Origin of the sequence: Klebsiella sp. HN106, from assembly GCF_051209435.1 — a bacterium.
GTDB lineage: Bacteria > Pseudomonadota > Gammaproteobacteria > Enterobacterales > Enterobacteriaceae > Klebsiella > Klebsiella oxytoca.
In genome coordinates, this window is sequence record NZ_JBLURD010000022.1 from 24989 (window position 1) to 44217 (window position 19229).

Below are 19229 nucleotides of genomic sequence, written 5' to 3' on the forward strand. Positions count from 1 at the left end.
CGTTCTCTCAGGATGGGCGTAAGGCATCAGGGATTTAGCAGCCGCCGAAATTTGACTTAAGTATAGATCATGGGCTCTGAGTGCTGTTTTGGTTGGGACTAGCGTCGGGAGATAAACAGAGCCTTACAGCCGGGGCAAAGCATGGCCTGATTGCGCCGGATTTTTGACAAGGGTTGAGCTGATTTTAAGCCACAAACGGGGCAGGTGGCGGTAGACGCACCGCTGAAAAGTTTCATTGCGTAATTGATAATAGACATAATCATTAACCTTTCAATGAATGAGCCTCACCATATCACATGAGGTTAAGTTTTAATCTATTTGTTTTGAAGCACTGAAATTCAGAAAAGGTAGATGTTCTCAGCCACTGGTCCCCTGAGACGGTTCATCCGACAAAATTCAATGCGACTTCCTGTGATGAGTAATTCTGATTTGCGGGAGTTAACAACTGAAATGTGAAGCTGAACGTCTTTTCGACTCTCAGAAGGGATGATGAGACCTTTAACACTAAGAATGTCATAACGGACTTCACCAGCCGTATTAAAATAGGGGCTCCACTGAACAATGCCGATCCGGCGACCTATTATGGCGGTGGTGTCGAAGGATATACTTATTATCCCGAAATGAAGTAATTTATTATGCCAATTATAAGGATAAGCCTTTAGGCATATCCTTTTTTTCATCACCCTACCATATTGCTCTTGTCTTTCGGGGTAATGGCATTACTTACTCATCATTAGCCCCACTACTTAGACTATTTCCACTTACCCACATTTATACTTAACCAATATGTAACTTAATATATTGATGAGTTGGGCTGCTAGCAATGTCCGCTCCTGGCACCGAGCTACCATAAGACCACAAAGCAGTTCACAGGATATCTCTGTCTCGCATTGAAAGTGCTTTTCCAGCTTGGCGTTGACACTTTTCTAAAAGGTTTTCTCTTTGTGGGGAAGTCCCTTTAACTTTTGCACCCTTCCTTCTCTGGTAAATATTTCGCCAGTGTTGTTCCATATTGTATAATCAGATAATCAAATGGAGGGCTATCTATGACTATGAAGGTGTTTTCCCCCTCAGTTCCTCGCACTCAGCCTAGCGACCTCTGGAGCGTCGTCGGACTTGGGGCTCAGGATGGCATCGCGCTGATGGGTAAAATCAGACCAAGGTCTATAAGGCGATGTCGCAAAGCTTTTTTCTGCTTGGACAAAAATTCCGCCAAGTGAACTGTGTAAAATGTCGGGCATCCCTAACACCACGTTTAACCGCAGCATTAAGGATCGGTTTACGACCGTTCAGAGCGAGCGGATTGTTCGCGTCATTCGGGTATTGTCCTGGGCCATTGAACTGTTTGAAGGAGACAGAGAAGCCGTGAATAAATGGCTGAATGAAAAAAACCGGACCCTCAGTTGGCAAAAGCCTGCTGATGTTATGCCGTCAGAAACCGGGGCGCTGGAAGTAATGCGACTGATTACCCGTATTGAGCACGGCGATTATTCATGATCATCTACGAGCTTACTAACAATCGCTATCTGCTGCCTGCTTGGTCCTAATCATCATGGGCCTTACCTAATTATTACACGCTCCTTTGACAGAGTGTCACTCATTCATTCGCTTCGTAAAACGCGTTAAGTAGTCTGCGCAGGTCGATCTCCTTGCTTGTGGTATTCAGAAAGGCATCCAATTTATCGACCTGTTGCGATCTGACCATTTCCAGTTCTTCGCGAAGTGCCAGATTTTTTGCTTCCAGCTCACCTATCTTTTTTTGAAGGACGGAGCGTGCCGCTGTCTTGTATTTCGGGGCTGTATCGTTGTGCATACGGCGCTGGATGTTCTTGGCCTCACTAAAAGCCTCGGAAATGAGCTTGCGCCCGTGCCATTTCTTCTGGCTGAGCATCTGCCGATTGAACGCATGACCATACTTTTTCTTCGAGTGGGTCATGACATTTTCCCATGTGACCGGTATCTGGGAATCCGGGAATAGTGAGACCATTCTGGCAATCTTTCGTGCCAACTCCTCAGTCAGGATCTCCTTACGCCCCAGCTTGCCGGTAGATTCACTCATCTGCAATGTCCTCACTACCATCTCGTTCGTTGTTATCATCACCAGAGGCGAACAGGGCTCGTTGATCCTTCAGGCCTCGTGTTGCCGGAGCAAACTGCGGGTACTTCTCGAGCATGGCTAGTCGTTCCTTCTCGATACGTTCATGTCCCCCGTAGGCATCCAACGCCCGCTCCACTCCAGGAGCAGCATGATGCGTTGGGTTGTGGTACTTCATCAAGGCACCATTGATGTACATTGGATTGTCCAGCTTCTCAACAAAACCTGTTGCCACGAATGCTTCGTGGAGCATGTTTTTAAGCACGGTATCCTTAATGAGGTGCTTGATCTCATGGAAGCGCGCTATCAGTTCATCCGTCATTTGCGATGGGGTCAGCCCACGCTCGACCAGATGGTAAACATGCTGGGCAAGGGTTTCCTGATCGTCTGCAATCTCGCGATTATGAATAATTATTGTTTGTTCCACGATGTTCAGAATGGCAGAGTGCAACTCACTTGATCGAGCCCGCGTCCGGTCATTGGTAGGCCGATGGCCCTTGACCAGATGGCTATTATTGCAGGGCAGACAAGAAGTATAGGCGCGACAAGGCTTCTCATGGTGCTGATGAGAGCAGAATCCATACCATGTAGGATAAATTATGATTATCTGTTCACCCGTCCTCGCTATAGGCCGGTCTTCAGTAGCCGCTGATATGGCGTCTAGGGTAGTCCCGCTTATCCCTGCATCGTGAACGGTAACAATATCGATCCGGGGCCCATACTTGTCTTCCAACTGACGGCAGGACATCAACCCTTTTGATAGTTCCGTCAACTCCAGAGGGACGGGAATAGTACCTGCTGTTGCATTGGTTTCAACTGAGCGGAAGTCATAATGCCATAGTTGTGCAACACTAAGTCGGTTGGCCCACTTATTGATTAGCACGTTGGAGAGTTTTTCGCCGTAGGTCAGGGCCATGGTTGTTAACCAGCGGCGCGGATCATGGGCATTGATCTCCGCAATCTGTGTGACCCCATTTATGGGCATTGTGATACCGAGTTTTTCGAAGAGGGTTGGCTGCTTTACATGCAGCCGTTCTGCTGCTGTTTGTTTCAATCGGCGCTTGAGAAAGTCGTATTTAATCGCACTTGGTATATAGAGAGCTGCATCATGATCAAAGAGGAATAGCATTTTCGCCAAATCACCTTTGTAGTGGTTTGAGGATGTTACGATGCGGCAATTCTCCAATGCTTTGTAGACCTTGCTTAGCAGAATCGGCTCAATGTCGTCCCAGCGAACGGAATCGACTTCTTCCATTGCTGCCGAAGTTCCGTATTTTGTTATGGGATCCGGATTCGGTACTTTGAAGCACTTTTTACCAAGTTCTGCCATCAAATGCTTAGCCATGTATTGTGACGAATCGCCATCCTGAGTCGATAAACCAATAATATAAGAGAGCGAGCGTGCCGTAAGATTTGTGTAGCGCAGATGTTCAAGTTCGGGAGGCAGGTAGAGTTGGTAAGGGTAGTGCTTGTACCATTCGACGAGCATACGGGAACGCTTACCATGCTCCAGAATAACCTTCAGACAATAGTGGAAAAGCTTGATCATAAAGTTAAGCACGGGTTTGGCGTTCCATTGTGTCCCTTTGCTACCCTTCATGGTGACGAGTAACATTTGGTGAGCCGCGTGCACTGTGTCGACTTCTTTATTCGCCACACGTTGCGCGTAATCGTCGACGCTCACATAATCGTCAACGCAAAGGCAAAGTATTTCATTTATGCGAGATGGGGCACACAGCTCCAGTCCCATCGTTGCAAGGGCGACCCGATCCCCAGCAGAAAGACGTGGGTCTTTAGCAAACAGTGCGTTGAAAGCTTCATTGAGCGCTTCGATCATCCTGTCGAGTGCTGCGGCTTTGGCCTGTCGCGATTGCGTCACATAGAATGTTCGCAACACGTTCAACTCCTGCCGAGTTTCCGGCTGCATGCGATATCGCATGCGCGGTATGACGCCTTTAGTCGCGAGCACGTCAAGAATTCGGTCGAGTTGACCAAGCGATACCAATGTCCTTTGGGCAGAGCCTGGATTATTTCGGGCTCTTTGGAGTGCGGTTGTTTCGATGGTTCGCAAAGCTGCATGATCGAGGTCAAACAAACTGTCTGAAGAGGCTAACCGAATCAGACGTAACCTACGAACGTAATCTCTTATATCCTTGATCTTCTCACCAAGTACGGTTTCTGCAACAAGACAACGCAAAACCTCTGAATAACTAGGGTGTTTATCGGCGAAAGCGAGCAGAGCCGGGGTAAAGGAAAAATCACGCGAGTCCATGACAGTGACTCCTTTCAGGTGCCAGTAGTCAGCGTCAAACGCAATAGTAGGATACCGCTGCGCCATTCGCTTTCTGCAATCGGCCTGCCATTTCTTTAGCGCCAGTTCACACTTGAAACGGTCAAGGTCAACGAGCCTGTTCATGGAGAAGTTTCCTGTAAAGAGAGGATATGTTGATACCGATTGGCCGCCGCCACAACCAGCATGATGTAGCGTCGGGATTCCTTGAACTGCACAGTAAGCTCGCGAAAAGGCAGGTTGCCGCTTTCGTATTTGATAATCTCGGACTCGACCAGACGCAGGTTGATGCTGTGGTCGGCATCGAAGCAGGGCGTGAAGCGGATACAGGAGTAACAGGCAATTGGGGCGTACTGGCATGCGCTGGTCTTGCCACATTCGCCAGCGAGTTCATGACGTCCAGTCCCCAGTTCGATGCTGTTGATAGCCTTTTCCGGGGGAACCGGATCATTTTTCGAGCGAAATTGCGGGAAGTGAGTTTCAAAGGCTGGTTCCATCGCCTCACTCAGTACGTCGATCAGACCCTGAAAGGCTACATCGACATATTTCTGACAGGTAATCTGGGAAGCATGCCTGAGTACTGCGGCAATGGTTGTAGCCGAGCAACCAGCCACGGCGAGCTGTGTTCCAACCGTATGTCGCAGCCCGTTGAAGTCGAAGGTGATCGATTTCTGTAATTTTAGGATCGGATCGAGGTAGCCACGTCTGAAAGTGAAGTAATCTGTTTCTCCAAAATGTGCCCGGGCATGGTTTGCTATCCATTGTCCGTTTGGCCCAATCCCACGTGCAGGGAACAGCGCTAATTGACCTATTTCTTCGTTGGTCACCTGATGCCCCCAGGTCTTAATAACCTGAATGCGTTGTGCTTCGAGCAGTTCCCCTACGATGCTATCGAGCTGGTAGGGAATCTTTTGGAGGGACTTGGCGCTGATGCCTGTTTTTTTGGGAATGACCAACAGGAAGTATGTCTTAGCCTGCGTTTCAGGATCAACGTCGATTTGCAGATCGGCCAGCGTCAAACGTTGATAACTGGATGGCCTGCAAAATGCGTGAAAGGCAAGGTGCAAGAAGGCGAAATGCCCTATGTCGATGGAACCGCTCTCGTAGGCATCCTCGCTTCGCCGCAGAATTTCTACTTGCGCATTGCGAGAAAGCGCTTTGGCGAGGATTGCGTCAATTTTAACTCCCTGATGGCCCTTAACGGGTTTCCTTACCGGAAAATCACTGGGGACGAGGTCATGGGCAAACAGCGGTGATTCGCGGTTTTCGGAAAACAGTTGCTTGAAAGATATGAGGTAGTGAACGGAAACATCCTGAAGTATCGTTCGCAGGATGAGCAAAAAGGCGTGGTCAATATGAGTGATTCGAGGATTACCCACCCGTTGTAAATGGACTTTTCGTAGCAGAACTCGTATTTGACCCACCTCATTTTTTATCGTCAAGATCCCGACCCGCTTTCGACGCGCGATCATTGTGTCCTTCAGTATGAAGAGGAAGGCGTCCTCGTAGCCGGTCCGTAGTTCGCTCAGATCGAACGATTCAGTCAGTATCCGCGGATCGTTCTTTGGGCCAGTGGCCTCACTCATTGTCCACGCAAGCGGAACAATATCATCCCATTCCACAACCGTATTACCGATTACCTGGTGCATTATGCCCATGGCCTAGCCCTTTCTTTTTTGCACATCGGTGATTAATTGACTGTAAAGTGCTTTGAGTTCCATGTTGGCTTGCTCGCTCAAGGCGCGAGCTGCATAGCGTTGAGGTTGGGTGCTATGCAGCGTCCAGCCAAATCGGCTTTTCATTTTATCCAATGTGCCACTGTTGGTACCCTTCAGTTCAATAAAAAGATTAGCTGCGGAATGGCGTAAGACATAAGCGTAGAAGTTATATTTTTTCTCATGGTGGAAAAAAGGATCATTACCAACATCCAGCATTCCTAGCTGAGCTAGCCGCTTGCCGACCCGATTGAACATATCTGTCAGTGTTGAACGGTGCTTGATGGGTTCTCCCTTTTCATTCAGAAAGAGAAAATTTAGGCTCCGGTTCTTTAAATGTTTAGCAAGGACTGGGGTGCGTTCTTTTACAAGGTAGTCGGTGATGGCTGCGACGGTAAACGGCCATAGCGTGATCATCGTCTCAGAGGCATAAGTGACCTTCTTACTACCGGCTCCTTTAAGAACCGGCCTACCCGTTGTCATCCGACCTGATCGTTGCTTTGCGTTGTCCTTGAGGACCAGGTGCCCACTATTTGGACGGAAATCTTCACGGGTGAGGTTGCCAAGGGCGCCGGGCCGCAAACCTTCACATGCAAGCAGAAACATGGCTCTGTTCCGGAGGAGAGTAGCTGATGGTTTGCCCCCTTCCGTCAGAAACAGCGTTTCCGGCATCTGGACAACGGCACGAATAATTTGCAAGAATCGATGAGATGGGAGACTCTGAATTGTCAGGTAATGGTTCTGCTTGGTTCCAGAAATCTCGCGCTTCAATCTTTCCTGCGTCTGGTCATAAATGGTGACCAACTCACCACGCAAAGTATCCGACTGGATGTGCGGATCCAAAAAGACTTCCCGATAAAACTTCAGGTAGCTGGCGATGTGATTGAGGCGCTTTGCAGCCGTATTTGCCTCAAGTGCACCGGGCATGTTTTCAGGTAGAGTGTATGCTTTGGCACTGGTGATCAACACGACACCTGCATTGGAAAGCCGTTCAATCTCCCCAATCGGTCGATAGCAAAGCCCTGAGAGGCGCTTAATCTCGTCGTAAGTCAGGCAGCGTTTTTCCAGCATGCGGATGACCAACTCGATCTTGTTGGCCACAAAAAAGCGTTGCAGAATGCGCAACGATTGGCTCACCAATTCCTGAGTGTTTGGATTGTCGAATTCTTCGGTGAGATACTTGCTGAACGGGTAATGAATCGTTCCGTCGTCGTGCAGCAGAAGGTAGTTCCTTTTGGCACTAAATTGACGCATATAAATTACCATTTATATCTAATGTGAAACCAAATTATAGCCCCAACAAAAAAAGACAAACGATTTTACGCTTGTCTTTTCTGTATGCCCCTATGATAAGAATCTCAGCATTTTGTTACGTTTTGCATAGAATTTCATCATCCAGAGTAGCCTCTTGCCTGCTTAAATGCAAGGAGAAGAAGGCCATGAAAATGCCGAACCAACCCATTGTTTTGTGCATATTAATAGTTTGTTTAACGCTGTTGATATTCACCTGGCTCACACGAAACTCGCTTTGCGAGTTGCGGATGAAAGACGGAACAAGGGAGGTATCTGCTATCCTGGCCTACGAATCCGGTAAGTAGCTGACAAAGAGGGGGGCAACCCCATAAGCGCTAACTTAAGGGTTGAACCATCTGAAGAATGCGACGCCTCGGTGCCTCGTTAAGACGATGCCTCGCGTTCTTCAATTGCGTTTTGTAGGCTGTCAGGGATACTGTCCCACGAATGGCCACCTGTAAGCTCCAGATGACCATTTTTGTTATTCTCCACAACGAGTTAGTTCTTCTTTTCGGATCCGGCACTTCTGGGGGGGAAATCCAGCGATGGCTGGATTATGTCGTCAATTAAAAATGCGGCGAGTAGATTAGCAAATATCCACGCTTTCGCGAGTTCAGGTTCCTTTGCACGCAAAGCATCCAGGTGCAGCAAACTTTTGAGCCGCTTAAAAGCCAGTTCAATTTGCCATCGCAGACGGTAACAATCAGCCACTTGCTCTGCTGAATATTCATCTTCCGGTAATGATGTTAGCAATAGCAAATGGCCCGCTGCTTCCAGCGTTTCCGCCTGAACTACTCGTCCTTTTCGACGATTCTCGCTGAGCAGTCGGGTTTTACTGATTAATGCTTTTTCGGGAGGAAGTGATACGGCAATGAGACGTGCCGGAAAGGGAGCTCCGGCTTTTTTATTACCTGAATTGCCTATCATTACAGTGGTTTCACCGTTCTTACCGCAATCCAGCCCGCGCAGAAAACCCATCATGTCAAAGCGCATTCCTTCTGCAGTTAACCAGCGCAATCCTCGCCAGTGAACCCGGACGATATAATCAGCTTCTCCAAAAGCAAGTGAGCGGATACATTCGGGACGCGAACCGAATCCCCGGTCAGCAATGCGTATCTCGTCTGCCGTTTGCGCAAATCGGTCCAGCCGTTCAGCGTCTCTGCTGTCGGTTAGCTCAAAATCAGTGAACTGACAGGTATGAGGATCATATCCCATATGTAGTCGCCATTCAGCGCTGCCGCCCCCGGGCGCACTGATTGCTGTTCCATCGACAAGACGCAATCTCTTTCCGCTTGTACAACCCGTAACTGCGGCGCGTACAGCAAGTGTTTGTGCGGCAAGTATGCCAAACCAGTCGGCGGCATTCCGCAGCCGCTTCAGGAGAGCCACGTCAGATAATGTTGCAACGTCATGGAGCTGAGCCCATGCAGTGACTTCACGTAATGACATCCCCCCGGGGCCGTAAGCCAGCCCCAGACGTAGCAGAGTTGCAGCATCACGAATTTCGCGGCGGCGGGTTAGAGCCCCGGCATTACGTGCCGAAGTATCCAGTTCTTCGGGCTTACCAATATGGGCCAGAATTGCTGACCAGTTATCGTGAGAGTAATTCATCGGCACGTTAAATCATATCAGTCGTAATACCACAACCCTTAAGTTAGCGCTTATGGGGGCAACCCCCTCTTTTCGGGGTGTGGATTAGTATGCCATCGGCACCTTTTGAAAGGGTTTCTCCAGTCGGGGAAACCCTTTTTTCCTCCCGTCTTGTGGCATATAGCCTTTTGTATAAATCAAGAACCAGACCCAAAGAGTCCCACTTCACGCAAACCGTTCAAAAGCCTTAGCGTAATCCAGTCGGGAAAAATTTCACCGGTGCTCGTCCGGGCACGTACCGGAAACAATGGACTTCTCACTGGTCGGTAGCTCATAGAACGTAGCCATTGCGGTCAGTCCTTATTCTGTACCCAGTAGAGTTTTATGGCCGTCTGGCAAATCGTTCAAACATTGTCATTTCTGTTCTCGCTGCATCCGGTCAAATGATACGGTGAATTCAGCTCATGGGCATTCGCATCGCAGTCTACGAAGGCACCAGAAGTTTGAGGATGTTACGCAAAGAACAGTTATCAGGTTTGCTGGTGGGCGTAATGCCTACCTCTACTTTACTTCATAGGGATTCTTCTGCGGGGAAGCAAGAATTGACTCAACGTTGTCCGGTCGTACCAGATTTGTCGCGGAAAGCGCCTTTTTGTGAGGGGGGCCGCAGCGCTAAACCTTTTCCTGGAACGACATGAAGGACAGCAGAGCGTCCGCCCTGGAGGACAGCTCAATACAGTCTCCACGCTGCGGTTCTATCTCTTCGTCAATGGTTTCATTGTACCAAATACGCAGCCGCCATCCCTTCGCAGGGAAAGCGCTCTGCATCGCCAGGACCATCCCCTCCGGCGACAGCAGTTCTCGACAGAGGTAGCAGGCCCCGATCCGGGTTGAATCCCGCAGCCACATTACGGGATACTCTTTAACCAGTTGGTCATACACGCATTCTGCCATATGAAAGTAATTTTCGTCAGCCCTGCAAAAATCACACATTCGATTTCCTTAAATGGTGTTCATCGAGATAATTCAGAAAGTTGATTCGCCAAACTACGGGGCATTTCTTTAATGGCGGAGCTTTACATCACTATTTCTGTCATTTTCAAATCCGCCGGATACAGCAATAATTGCACCGAACAGCGGTTTGAACTGCAATGCATCCGTAGGGTATGCGACAATAATAAGGCTCTTCCCGTACTCTTAAAAATGGAAGAGTTTAAAACCCATACTGCTGGGATGAGCGAAGCACGGTACATTATGCCAGCGTATAAGGGCCGTCATAACTTGTTTTTTTCTAGAACACGGCGAAGTTTTCTTACCTGGGAAGCTGTGGAAAGCGTACCGGTTCGGGGATGGCATGCGCTTGCCTTTTCACCTGGTTTGAGTACATAGGCTAATGCCAGCTCGTTCAGAGCCGCCTCAGCTTTCAACAGGGCCTCAATGGCCGTGTTCAGGTATACAGTTCGGCTCTCATGGTTCATCAGGATTTTCCTCACAAGGGTAAAAATGACAGGCGATACCTGCCGTTTACCCTTTGTCTCCGTTAAGAATGGCATCACGGCAGGCTTCCCAGATTACCTGGGCATTAGCATCACACTCCACGAACCCGCCGCACTGATCGTATATCACCTGGTATACCTCAGGGGGAATCTTCCCAGGCGCAACCGGAGTTGAGCGTTTGCCTTTATGAATCTCATCTGCGGTATCACAGACAGCGTCGAGATGCCGCGACATCCACTCAGATAATTTCAGACCCTCTCGATTTGCCTGTTTTACATAGCGAACCTTTCTGGAAACCGTAGATCGCATCTGAATCTGTGTCACAGCTGGCACATCTTCTTTCATGGCATTCTGTAATGCAGCTTTGGGCTTTTTCATGTTCATGGTTGCTTTAAATTATTCTGGAGTTCGTCTGATATAAATGCTGACGTGATCTGTCAGCGTCGCTTAAATAGTTTATCGCCTTCCGCCAGTTCGCCGTTGAGCTGTTCAATCACGCTCCAGATGAGCCGATCATCCGGCGTTGAGCCTGCACACTCTTTCACGACCGCCACGGGTCTAAATTCTTCAGGGTCTGCCTGCCCGGAGGTGAAGAGCCTGCTCTCAATCCAGTGGGCCCCCTCTGTGCAGCAGTGGCAACTGGTTTCAGGTGGTTCATCCAGACCGTCCACTCCACAGGCTGAGCAGGTGAACAGTTTGCGAGACCCACCAGCCAGTGGCGTATCGCAAGCTGCTGGAAGTGCGCCAGCATTGCGCCAGTACAGCACATGATTTGAATCGTAGCAGTGTCCATGAAGCAGAAGCGAAACGCCGCAACTGCGAGTTTCAATGGCTTTGCCTGTGCCAAGGTATTGCCCGATCTCGTCCCATACGTCCACTAAGGTGTCAGGCAGCGGACGCGTAACAGGGAACTTAGCGCAGTCGTCCGGGGTGCCTTTAATGCAGCAGAGGGCCGAATACGCAAGCTCCTGCATTTCGTAGGAGTACTGACCACATACCACGCGTTCCAGTTTGTCGATTAGTTGTTCTTTATTCATCATACTCAGCCTTATTAAACAAATTCATTACGCCACTGGCACCATCTGGCCGGAGCAGACTGCGGCCCGGTAGTAGAGCCGCAGGGGGTGTCGCTGGACTAACAGGTGCTCAGTGAGTCCCGCACTTCCTCATGACTGGTCATTTTCAGAAGAAGCTTTCCAGGGCAGCGTGGTTCCGCCTGTGAACGGGTGACGTCTTCGTTGATTGCCTGGATATGAGCAGATTCAACGGTCCGACGCTGTACGACATGGTTGCTCAGGTTGAATTCGCACTGGAGCCTTCTGGCATCAGAATCCGCGTTCATTGCAATACGTTCATCAAAGCGGCGGTTCATTCGCAGAGCCTCTTCGTGAGCTGCATCAACAAGGGTGCGTCTGGTGACATAGTCGTTACCAGCAAAAAACGATAGCTGAGCGTGTTCCGAAGAGTAGTCGGAGCTTCCCTTACAACGGGCAATCGCGGCTTCAGAGTGCAGGATTAATGAACTCAACCGTGAACAGACGTCATTGATGGTGCCGGTTTTCAGACAGTCGTGGATAAGTGTCCAGGCGGAAATGCTCAGCGGGCGGCTGGTGATCACATAGGGATTGTAATGATCAACCGTTACGATAGTACGCAGTGAATGAAGCGATTCGGACTGCGTACGTAAGTCACGGCGAACAGTACATGCCACCGAGGCAACATCTTTACATTCTTTGTCGGACATCGAGTCCAGTACGCGGATCTCCACCTCTGCCGCCTTTGAGGCGATATGCGCACTAATCTCACCCTTAAGACGTTTGTAGTCAGCCTTGAAGCTTCCCACGCTGTCAATATCGATCCAGTAACCACAGCTGTAACCAGCATTACCAAACTCGTCATCTTTCTCATAGTTCGGACAGCCGTCATTGCTCCAGCCAGCTTTTTCCAGCAGCTCGTCAATAGCGACCAGCTCAGCCATTGGTGCATGTTCGATAATGAAATAATGGACACGGCCCCAGGCATATGCGCGTGAACGGCCATCAACAGAAGTATCAGAAGTCGTCTGACGGGAAAGTTTCATGAGGTACTCCAGTTCTGCCCGGTACCGCCGGGGCGGTGGTGCGAAAGCCGCACCATGAATGACACTATGATCCTCCTAACTTCTATTGTCAATACAATTGAAGTGGCGTTGTATTTATTCATTATTTGGACCCGGCTCGTACGGAACGACCGTCGGGACTTGCCAATTATTCTGCGGTGAGCAGGGGGAAGGGAACATCCCACCGCTTGTTTCAAGATGTACAGCCAAGGAGGGCGCAGAATGCCTGACAGAATCATCGTGCAGCGGTAGCGAAAGACCTGACAAACGGGAAAAGTATCCTTTTATTCCAAAGCCAACCTCAGCTTTTAATGTCGCCAGTACGTTTCTTAAACATGCCAAATCGGTCTCTTATACGGCCGGATGGGCCCGATGAAAACGATAAAATGAGAAACAGAACCCGACACATCGCTGCTCTCTGGGAAAGCCGGTCAGCAGATGGAGCGCCAGGAACTAAATCCGCTGGTTTTAATAATGATTGAGGAGAACAAGATGAAAGATAACAAGACACGTCCTGTAGACTCGTATGCTCATGCTGATTTCATGGAGTCCGTCTTCAGCAACCTCAGGGCTTTCTGTGATGCGGAATGCCAGCGGCTAACTGCCGGTTATCCCCCAACTGTCAAACCAGAACAGCAAAGCACTGACGGCCAGCTGTCGGCGGCATAAATCATTACCTGCCAGTTCGTTCAAATTTCCGCTTCCTTAAGCCCGGGCCAAAAGCCCGGCTCAATCCAAAAACTGAACGTACCGGTTTACCTCTATATCTCCTCAATCCCCTGCGACTTACAAGAGACCCGCACCGGTTTAGCCATTCCTGTCCTGCCACTCTCTCATCACTGGCCCAGACAACCGGAAAAGTAACTTTTCTCTCCGACTCACCTTCTGAACCAGCTATTTTGCTTAAACGTAAAAACGGCCCACTGTTGTGAAGATTTAAAACGGACGGATCGAGTAGTATTGTCTCAGGAATTTTTTTTAAGAAAAGTTACTTTTTCTTCTGTGCAACCTATTAGAAAAAATGTCGAACCTGGTATTGTTGTGTTGTAGCGCAGTTAAACAACCAACCAAAAGAGAGAACAAAAATGTCCGCAATCGAAACTGAAGTAAAAAACAACAGCAACGAAATCAGCCTTCGTGGTTACCTGGAACGCACTGGTAACGGTGCCCGTAAAGGTAACGGCCTTATCATTGACCCTTCGGTTGTTGTAGAGCAGGAAGGCTTTAACACCCGCACGGCCGGTATGGGCGAGCTCTACTATTCAATGCCTCACGTTGTGGAACACCTGAACAGCCTGGCCGATGCCTACATGGAAGACCCGTTCAGCGTGACGCCTATCGTTGTTCAGATGGTTAATGGCGTACCTGTACTGCGTCAGGGGGCTTGCCGTATCCGTTCCATCGCTATTGCAAACCGCCAGCTGGAAGCAGAAGGGCGTGAACGCATTACTCGTATTCGCTGCGAAGAGTTTCGCGGTAGCGCTTCAAAAGCAGAACTCTTCACCCTGACCGGCAACTCCAACCTGGCGCTGTCTGTCGTAGCTGAAGCGCTTTCAATTAAGCGTCTTGTTGAAGATAAAGAAGAGCCTAAGACCTTTGCGGAACTGGCAAAAAAACGTGGTAAATCAGAGCAGCATCTTCGCCAGATGGTTCGCGTACTGGACCTGCCTTCTGAACTACAGACCATGCTTGTGAGCGATCAGGTGAGCATGTACGTTGCGCTGGACGAGTATATGTACAGCGGTGAGGATGCGGTAGATAACATCAACAAGGCGATCTCCATCTATGGTAAAGCGACGAAAAACACGCTGAAATTCGTCAAAGCTGCCAAGGTAGAAGAGCGCATGGCAGATCCGCAGACTCCGGAAAACTCCGGTGATGAGCAACCGGCAGGTAATGCTACCGTTAACACCCCGGTACCGGATCAACTGAATGATGAAAGCAATACAGAGACGCTGGTTACGCCACCGGTACAGGAACCAGCTCCGGCTCCAAAGGACAGCGCTCCTAAACAGAACCCGGCAGGTAAAGCACCATCCATGTCCAGCGTTCTGAACAAAAAGACCGTGACCGTCATTGCCGACACCGCGATCCCGATTTTTGAACGTATTGCTGAAGAAGCCAAGCTTAAAGAAGGTGAATCTGTCAGCACTGATACTTACACGCTTGTTCTGACCAATGATGAAATGAACGATATCATCAATGCTCATGCTGACCTGAAAGAGTACCTGCGTAAGCATGCTGAGAAGATGAATAAGGGTCAGGCATGATTTTCTGACCGACCCCTCCATCCGGACGGGTCGGTAACTTTTTCAGGACAAGGGGAAACAGGGCAATGAAGAAGGCTTTTATCAACGTAGACAAGACTAACCCACTGCCAGTCCTGACGGATTCGGTGACCCGGGTAAGTATTCAGTGCACGGCAAAAGATGAAAACGGGGCAGGGATCGAAGTGAACATCCTCGACCTGATTCAGGATCATGATACGGATGAAGTGAAAGTGCAGTTTGGGAGCTCGCCTGTTCAGGCTCTGGCGATGCTCCGCCGGGTTATGACAGCACTGGAAAAGCAGGCAAATGCAGAACTGCAACAGAATTCCTGCTCGCGTATGCAGTAAACGGTAAAAGCAGAATGTTCCCTACTGGATAAACCCGGTGGACCTCACGGAGAGCAAGTCACCGAATGGTTCACTGTTAAGTGATATACATCCGGATTTATAAGGTTTTGCAGCATCCGAATAGGCAATAAATAGAATTATTTTGATTTATCTCAGCAAGGAAATGGAAAGCTACCAGATTTTAGGATAGCGAAATGCCTGTATCGCTACTCTGCTGAATTAGAAATGATTTTAAACGCAATGCATAATGATAGAATAGCAATGCCTTTAATTATTTGTCACGTCTGAATTATATGTAGACTTACGGAGAGGATATGGTAATTACTTATTCATTATCGGAAACGTTTAATATGTTTTTACGCGAGATTATTGCATCTGGACTTGCAGTTTTTTGCGCATGGTGCGTTTTGTGTCTTTTCTCTGATCAGGAACGAGGTAAAGAGGTTCCTGTTTCTATGAAAAAAATAACTTCAAAGTCAGCTTTCTCCTACTTTATCAGTTCTCAAATTGCCGCTTTTATTATCTCCTTGTTGGGTTCAATCTTAAGCACGAAATGGGACAACATCGTCTGGAATGATGAAATAAGACAGTTTTATCTGCATGTAGGATTTGGGCTGGTAGCTTGTGTATTCTGTCTGCTTGTAATCTTGCATGAGAAATTTATCAAAAGAAATTTAAATGTTTATTCTGGTTATTGTGGTTCACTGGCAGTTAGTCTCACAGGAATCTTTGTACTTTGTGCGTTATATCTGACATTTTCATTACCATTTCATTATGAAGAACGTCTACTTAATGATGCATCCTTGGTGGCTTCGGATGGCGTTGAAAATTCAGTCGTTTTTGCAGACGGTCGTTACTGGGTTTTTGAACTGGGCTTACCATATTTCAAACAGTCATTGCTCAAAGAGGTAAGAAGGGGCAGGTACCAGCTAATCTGCACTACAGAAAAAAAACCAACATGCTGGTCTGGCAAAAAACTTCCCGAAAAACCAACCTCTTTGAAAGCTAGTTCATAAAGATTTAAACTGCTCGCTTAAATCCACACTGGTCCAATTTTGAAAATTTATTGTGTTTTTAAAAGAAATTACAGTGTGGGTTATTAGCCAGTAGGTCGGAGTTTTATATAATACCCAAAAACACAGGAGGTATTATGAAAACCAATCTGGCCTATGCATCTAATTGCTCCGATTCTGTCTACTCCTATATTTATCAGGCACTGCAACAACGCTCTGGTGCCGAGAATGAAAGCCTTTATCAGCAGGCCATTTCCAGCTGCTGCACAGATAAACAAAAAAAGAAACTGGCCGGGTATTATGCCGGTCCATGGCAGCTGCTATTCAACGCGTGGTGTAACAATCGCGTCCCTAACACAGCGGTGCTGGCCCTTTTACTCCAGCAGTGCTTATCTCATTTCCAGTGCGAAGAAGTGATCGCAGCCTGGCAGTAACCCTATCAAGCCCCTTCGTATAGCGGAGGGGCAGGAGATATCTCATGTACAGAAACGACAGAAACGTGGATTCCTTCAACCTGGTTAATGCTCTTCAGCCGGTCTTTCGTAACACCGGCTGTGGGATGTTTGAATATGATCGTAAAAAGCAGAATGAAACCGCTGATTCAATCTTACGAGCGTTGGCGTTAAATGCCGATTTCGCGAGGGCCTTAAAACAGTACGTCCGGATTAATTCTGTACGACGGGTTGTTCAGTTCGATGACGGCTCGGTTCGCTATGGTATTCATGCCGAATTTGAAGGGCATAATAAAATTAATTCCTTCCGTATTTTTAAAGATGAAGATACAGACGCATTTGACTCCTATTTTTATTCGGTTTGCGATAATAAAGCTGAGCTGGTGGATTTTAAAATGGACTCTCTCGATATTCAATTGCAGGCAGTTTTTGAAAAGGTGACAGGTATTTTTCTGTCACATTAAATATTCAAATTTTCAATCCTCGGGCTGATAGACAAAAAACGCACTTTAGAATATAGATGAGATGAATATGAAAAACGTAAATATTTTGGATACCGATATTGCGGCCATTAATGCTCTTTCTGGCGTAGAACTGACTGACTTTCTCACTGCCGGGTATCAGGTAAACTGGTTAGGAGAAAGGGAGGTTTCGCTGGTGGGCTTTCCGTGTTTAGCAAGCAACAAGCAGCCGGTAGAAGTTGGTCCCGGCATTTTCATTAATCGCGTGTACAGCAGAGACAGCCAGTCTCTGAGCGGGAAATTGCGCTATGACCTGTCTAATGGTCTGGCAACGAGTGCATTTTCATTTTTCTCCCAGTCAGGCTGGTATGGGGGATTCCGTGTCGTATCTTTCCGTGACAACGGGCCAGCTGCGTTAATCAACATTGGTATTGTCCATGAGAATGTTTTGAATGCATTTTGTGCTGACTTCCCCCGGGCCAATGTGAGCGTAACCCGTTTTCATTGTGGCATGACGCTTGAGCAGATCCGAATGTTCATTTCAGACACTGCTTACGATATGCCGCTTTATAACAACGAGTCTGACTTTCGCAGGCTCGCCAGTTAGCATGGAGGCTGACTTCAGTGCTTACGCCTAAAAGCCGGTGAGCGAGGTGGCGGAACCGGTTGGCTTCGCCCAGTCTTACTTACTTCTCTCAAGGTACTGCGCTGCAAGCGTACGTAAAAAAAGTAAGTAGCTAAATGGCGTGAGCGATTAGTTCTATACGGGAAGAAGTCATAGTATTCTGAAATGATAGTTATCTCATACGAACGATAGTAATGGAGTTTCTTAATGGGCGTTGATATCTGCTGGCGATTTCAAAGGGAAGAAAAGCCTGGTAAATGGATTAATTTATCAAGCAATTATAAAGGGGACCGATCATATCTCCACTTTGCCTGGCTCGGATTTGATGTAGATCGTGAAAGGGCGAGCACATCAGCAGTTTTTATCCACGCATTACGCGGATTACCTGATGATATACCGTCCGAAGATGATGATTTATTCGGTGAACATTCATACTCATGGCTGACTTCGGAAGAAATTTTGTCAGCCATACCACCCGATAACGCCGGAGAGGTGATCCAGGAATTTGTCGAAGAAGTAAAGCGTCTCCACGTGGAGAACGGCAGCGTCCGTTTCGTCTTTGGATTTGAAGGGTAACCCGTAAGAAAGTAGCTATCTTACCCGGCTAGGTCTCCAATCTCTCAGATGCTCAAAGAGGGCCGGGCATGGTGCCCACACATCCCCTACCATTCCGATTTGATATTCGTCTAATACACCCTTTAAAGAAAACAAGCAGACGGCAATGAGACGTCGGATTAGCGTCAGCAAATATGAGACGTCAGTAGTCGATGTTTGTCCTGCGGAACGTGAATCTGTTTACAAGGGGTAAAGCCGTACCATCCATGAGGGCTCAGAGAGCCGGGGTCTCCTCCAGATCACTGGAAGTTATTGACTCTGGCAGGCCTATCCCTATGACTTTTTCCCGGATGGCAAATTAAGAGCGAACAGGGCCAAATTAGTACTCTTTTCTAAACGGAAATACTGAATCACCCTGATATAACTGGTCTCTCACAAGACAGGAGATCATCAATGGAACGTGTAATATTTTCAGTAATCTTTTTTATGATGCTGGGCGTACCTTTTTACCTTCTTTATAAAATTGCCCGGGACATTTTTGGTACCGCCGGTGCTGGTGAGCCTGCACAATTGCCTCAGGGCAAGCAAAGACGCTCAGGACTGATGAATCCCCTAATGATTTTTATCAAAATCATTAAGTTAAGGTAGATACACATCTTGTCATATGATCAAATGGTTTCGCCAAAAATCAATAATCAGACAACAAAATGTGCGAACTCGATATTTTACACGACTCTCTTTACCAATTCTGCCCCGAATTACACTTAAAACGACTCAACAGCTTAACGTTGGCTTGCCACGCCTTACTTGACTGTAAAACTCTCACTCTTACCGAACTTGGCCGTAACCTGCCAACCAAAGCGAGAACAAAACATAACATCAAACGAATCGACCGATTGTTAGGTAATCGTCACCTCCACAAAGAGCG

22 protein-coding genes and 2 pseudogenes are annotated in these 19229 nt (G+C 48.0%); 12 read left to right on the forward strand and 12 right to left on the reverse strand.

What is annotated here, in order from left to right; all coding sequences use genetic code 11:
* Nucleotides 1-98: 98 nt before the first annotated feature.
* Together ACSIPU_RS28000 and ACSIPU_RS28005 are read right to left on the reverse strand one after the other, a co-directional pair.
* The gene (locus tag ACSIPU_RS28000) at nt 99-263 is read right to left on the reverse strand and encodes a YnfU family zinc-binding protein (RefSeq protein WP_323744695.1); all 165 of its coding nucleotides are present in this window, start codon (nt 261-263) and stop codon (nt 99-101) included.
* A gap of 75 nt (nt 264-338) precedes the next feature.
* Nucleotides 339-680 carry a cold shock domain-containing protein gene (locus tag ACSIPU_RS28005; RefSeq protein WP_153743518.1) on the reverse strand — a complete coding sequence of 114 codons (342 nt, stop codon included), beginning with the start codon at nt 678-680 and terminating at the stop codon, nt 339-341.
* A gap of 366 nt (nt 681-1046) precedes the next feature.
* On the opposite strand from ACSIPU_RS28005, the pseudogene parS reads away from it, so the two are divergent.
* A pseudogene (gene parS / locus ACSIPU_RS28010) lies at nt 1047-1497 on the forward strand (type II RES/Xre toxin-antitoxin system antitoxin).
* 100 nt (nt 1498-1597) lie between these two features.
* Here the strand turns inward: parS and ACSIPU_RS28015 are convergent.
* Genes ACSIPU_RS28015 through ACSIPU_RS28030 form a run of 4 tightly spaced genes read right to left on the reverse strand, consistent with a single transcriptional unit; the run spans nt 1598 to nt 7354 of the window.
* Complete coding sequence (locus tag ACSIPU_RS28015) at nt 1598-2059, reverse strand: hypothetical protein (RefSeq protein ID WP_153743519.1); 462 nt, start codon at nt 2057-2059, stop codon at nt 1598-1600.
* Nucleotides 2052-4511 (reverse strand): hypothetical protein, encoded by a 2460-nt coding sequence (locus ACSIPU_RS28020; protein WP_153743520.1) that lies wholly within the window; start codon nt 4509-4511, stop codon nt 2052-2054. Before ACSIPU_RS28020 ends, ACSIPU_RS28015 begins: the two co-directional genes overlap by 8 nt.
* A complete protein-coding gene (locus tag ACSIPU_RS28025; RefSeq protein ID WP_278319674.1) occupies nt 4508-6034 on the reverse strand; it encodes a hypothetical protein in 1527 nt (508 codons plus the stop codon). Before ACSIPU_RS28025 ends, ACSIPU_RS28020 begins: the two co-directional genes overlap by 4 nt.
* Before the next feature lie 12 nt (nt 6035-6046).
* Nucleotides 6047-7354 (reverse strand): site-specific integrase, encoded by a 1308-nt coding sequence (locus ACSIPU_RS28030; RefSeq protein WP_153743522.1) that lies wholly within the window; start codon nt 7352-7354, stop codon nt 6047-6049.
* Between the two features lie 185 nt (nt 7355-7539).
* Here ACSIPU_RS28030 and ACSIPU_RS28035 point away from each other — a divergent pair, with 185 nt between their 5' ends.
* Nucleotides 7540-7698: a type I toxin-antitoxin system Hok family toxin gene (locus ACSIPU_RS28035; protein ID WP_001447866.1), complete on the forward strand. Its 159-nt coding sequence runs from the start codon at nt 7540-7542 to the stop codon at nt 7696-7698.
* A 193-nt stretch (nt 7699-7891) separates the two neighbouring features.
* Here the strand turns inward: ACSIPU_RS28035 and ACSIPU_RS28040 are convergent, their stop codons facing one another.
* The 6 genes from ACSIPU_RS28040 to ACSIPU_RS28065 all read right to left on the reverse strand — a co-directional run bounded on the left by ACSIPU_RS28040 (nt 7892) and on the right by ACSIPU_RS28065 (nt 12560).
* Nucleotides 7892-9004 carry an IS4-like element IS421 family transposase gene (locus tag ACSIPU_RS28040; protein ID WP_001615628.1) on the reverse strand — a complete coding sequence of 371 codons (1113 nt, stop codon included), beginning with the start codon at nt 9002-9004 and terminating at the stop codon, nt 7892-7894.
* Nucleotides 9005-9655: 651 nt separating this feature from the next.
* Nucleotides 9656-9976 (reverse strand): hypothetical protein, encoded by a 321-nt coding sequence (locus tag ACSIPU_RS28045; RefSeq protein ID WP_000332796.1) that lies wholly within the window; start codon nt 9974-9976, stop codon nt 9656-9658.
* A gap of 281 nt (nt 9977-10257) precedes the next feature.
* Nucleotides 10258-10461 carry a hypothetical protein gene (locus ACSIPU_RS28050; RefSeq protein ID WP_001015183.1) on the reverse strand — a complete coding sequence of 68 codons (204 nt, stop codon included), beginning with the start codon at nt 10459-10461 and terminating at the stop codon, nt 10258-10260.
* A 46-nt stretch (nt 10462-10507) separates the two neighbouring features.
* Nucleotides 10508-10858 carry a hypothetical protein gene (locus tag ACSIPU_RS28055; protein WP_000743059.1) on the reverse strand — a complete coding sequence of 117 codons (351 nt, stop codon included), beginning with the start codon at nt 10856-10858 and terminating at the stop codon, nt 10508-10510.
* Between the two features lie 59 nt (nt 10859-10917).
* Nucleotides 10918-11520, reverse strand: a complete 603-nt coding sequence (locus tag ACSIPU_RS28060; protein WP_001371889.1) for a hypothetical protein — start codon at nt 11518-11520, stop codon at nt 10918-10920.
* Between the two features lie 95 nt (nt 11521-11615).
* Nucleotides 11616-12560 (reverse strand): DUF5417 domain-containing protein, encoded by a 945-nt coding sequence (locus ACSIPU_RS28065; protein ID WP_000778029.1) that lies wholly within the window; start codon nt 12558-12560, stop codon nt 11616-11618.
* Nucleotides 12561-13070: 510 nt separating this feature from the next.
* On the opposite strand from ACSIPU_RS28065, the gene ACSIPU_RS28070 reads away from it, so the two are divergent.
* The 10 genes and pseudogenes from ACSIPU_RS28070 to ACSIPU_RS28115 all read left to right on the forward strand — a co-directional run.
* Nucleotides 13071-13247 (forward strand): hypothetical protein, encoded by a 177-nt coding sequence (locus ACSIPU_RS28070; protein WP_001371930.1) that lies wholly within the window; start codon nt 13071-13073, stop codon nt 13245-13247.
* Between the two features lie 416 nt (nt 13248-13663).
* Entirely contained in the window at nt 13664-14848 is a 1185-nt protein-coding gene (locus ACSIPU_RS28075; protein ID WP_001272971.1) for a hypothetical protein, read from the forward strand.
* 65 nt (nt 14849-14913) lie between these two features.
* Nucleotides 14914-15195 carry a hypothetical protein gene (locus ACSIPU_RS28080; protein ID WP_000708863.1) on the forward strand — a complete coding sequence of 94 codons (282 nt, stop codon included), beginning with the start codon at nt 14914-14916 and terminating at the stop codon, nt 15193-15195.
* 314 nt (nt 15196-15509) lie between these two features.
* Nucleotides 15510-16211, forward strand: a complete 702-nt coding sequence (locus ACSIPU_RS28085; RefSeq protein WP_000237191.1) for a hypothetical protein — start codon at nt 15510-15512, stop codon at nt 16209-16211.
* A 134-nt stretch (nt 16212-16345) separates the two neighbouring features.
* Nucleotides 16346-16642, forward strand: a complete 297-nt coding sequence (locus tag ACSIPU_RS28090) for a hypothetical protein (protein ID WP_000856246.1) — start codon at nt 16346-16348, stop codon at nt 16640-16642.
* A 44-nt stretch (nt 16643-16686) separates the two neighbouring features.
* Nucleotides 16687-17124 (forward strand): hypothetical protein, encoded by a 438-nt coding sequence (locus ACSIPU_RS28095; protein ID WP_000286108.1) that lies wholly within the window; start codon nt 16687-16689, stop codon nt 17122-17124.
* A gap of 67 nt (nt 17125-17191) precedes the next feature.
* Nucleotides 17192-17728 (forward strand): hypothetical protein, encoded by a 537-nt coding sequence (locus tag ACSIPU_RS28100; RefSeq protein ID WP_000800251.1) that lies wholly within the window; start codon nt 17192-17194, stop codon nt 17726-17728.
* Between the two features lie 225 nt (nt 17729-17953).
* A complete protein-coding gene (locus ACSIPU_RS28105; protein WP_000537761.1) occupies nt 17954-18322 on the forward strand; it encodes a hypothetical protein in 369 nt (122 codons plus the stop codon).
* Between the two features lie 432 nt (nt 18323-18754).
* A complete protein-coding gene (locus tag ACSIPU_RS28110; protein WP_058671460.1) occupies nt 18755-18949 on the forward strand; it encodes a hypothetical protein in 195 nt (64 codons plus the stop codon).
* 59 nt (nt 18950-19008) lie between these two features.
* A pseudogene (locus ACSIPU_RS28115) lies at nt 19009-19229 on the forward strand (IS4 family transposase); the annotation flags it as partial.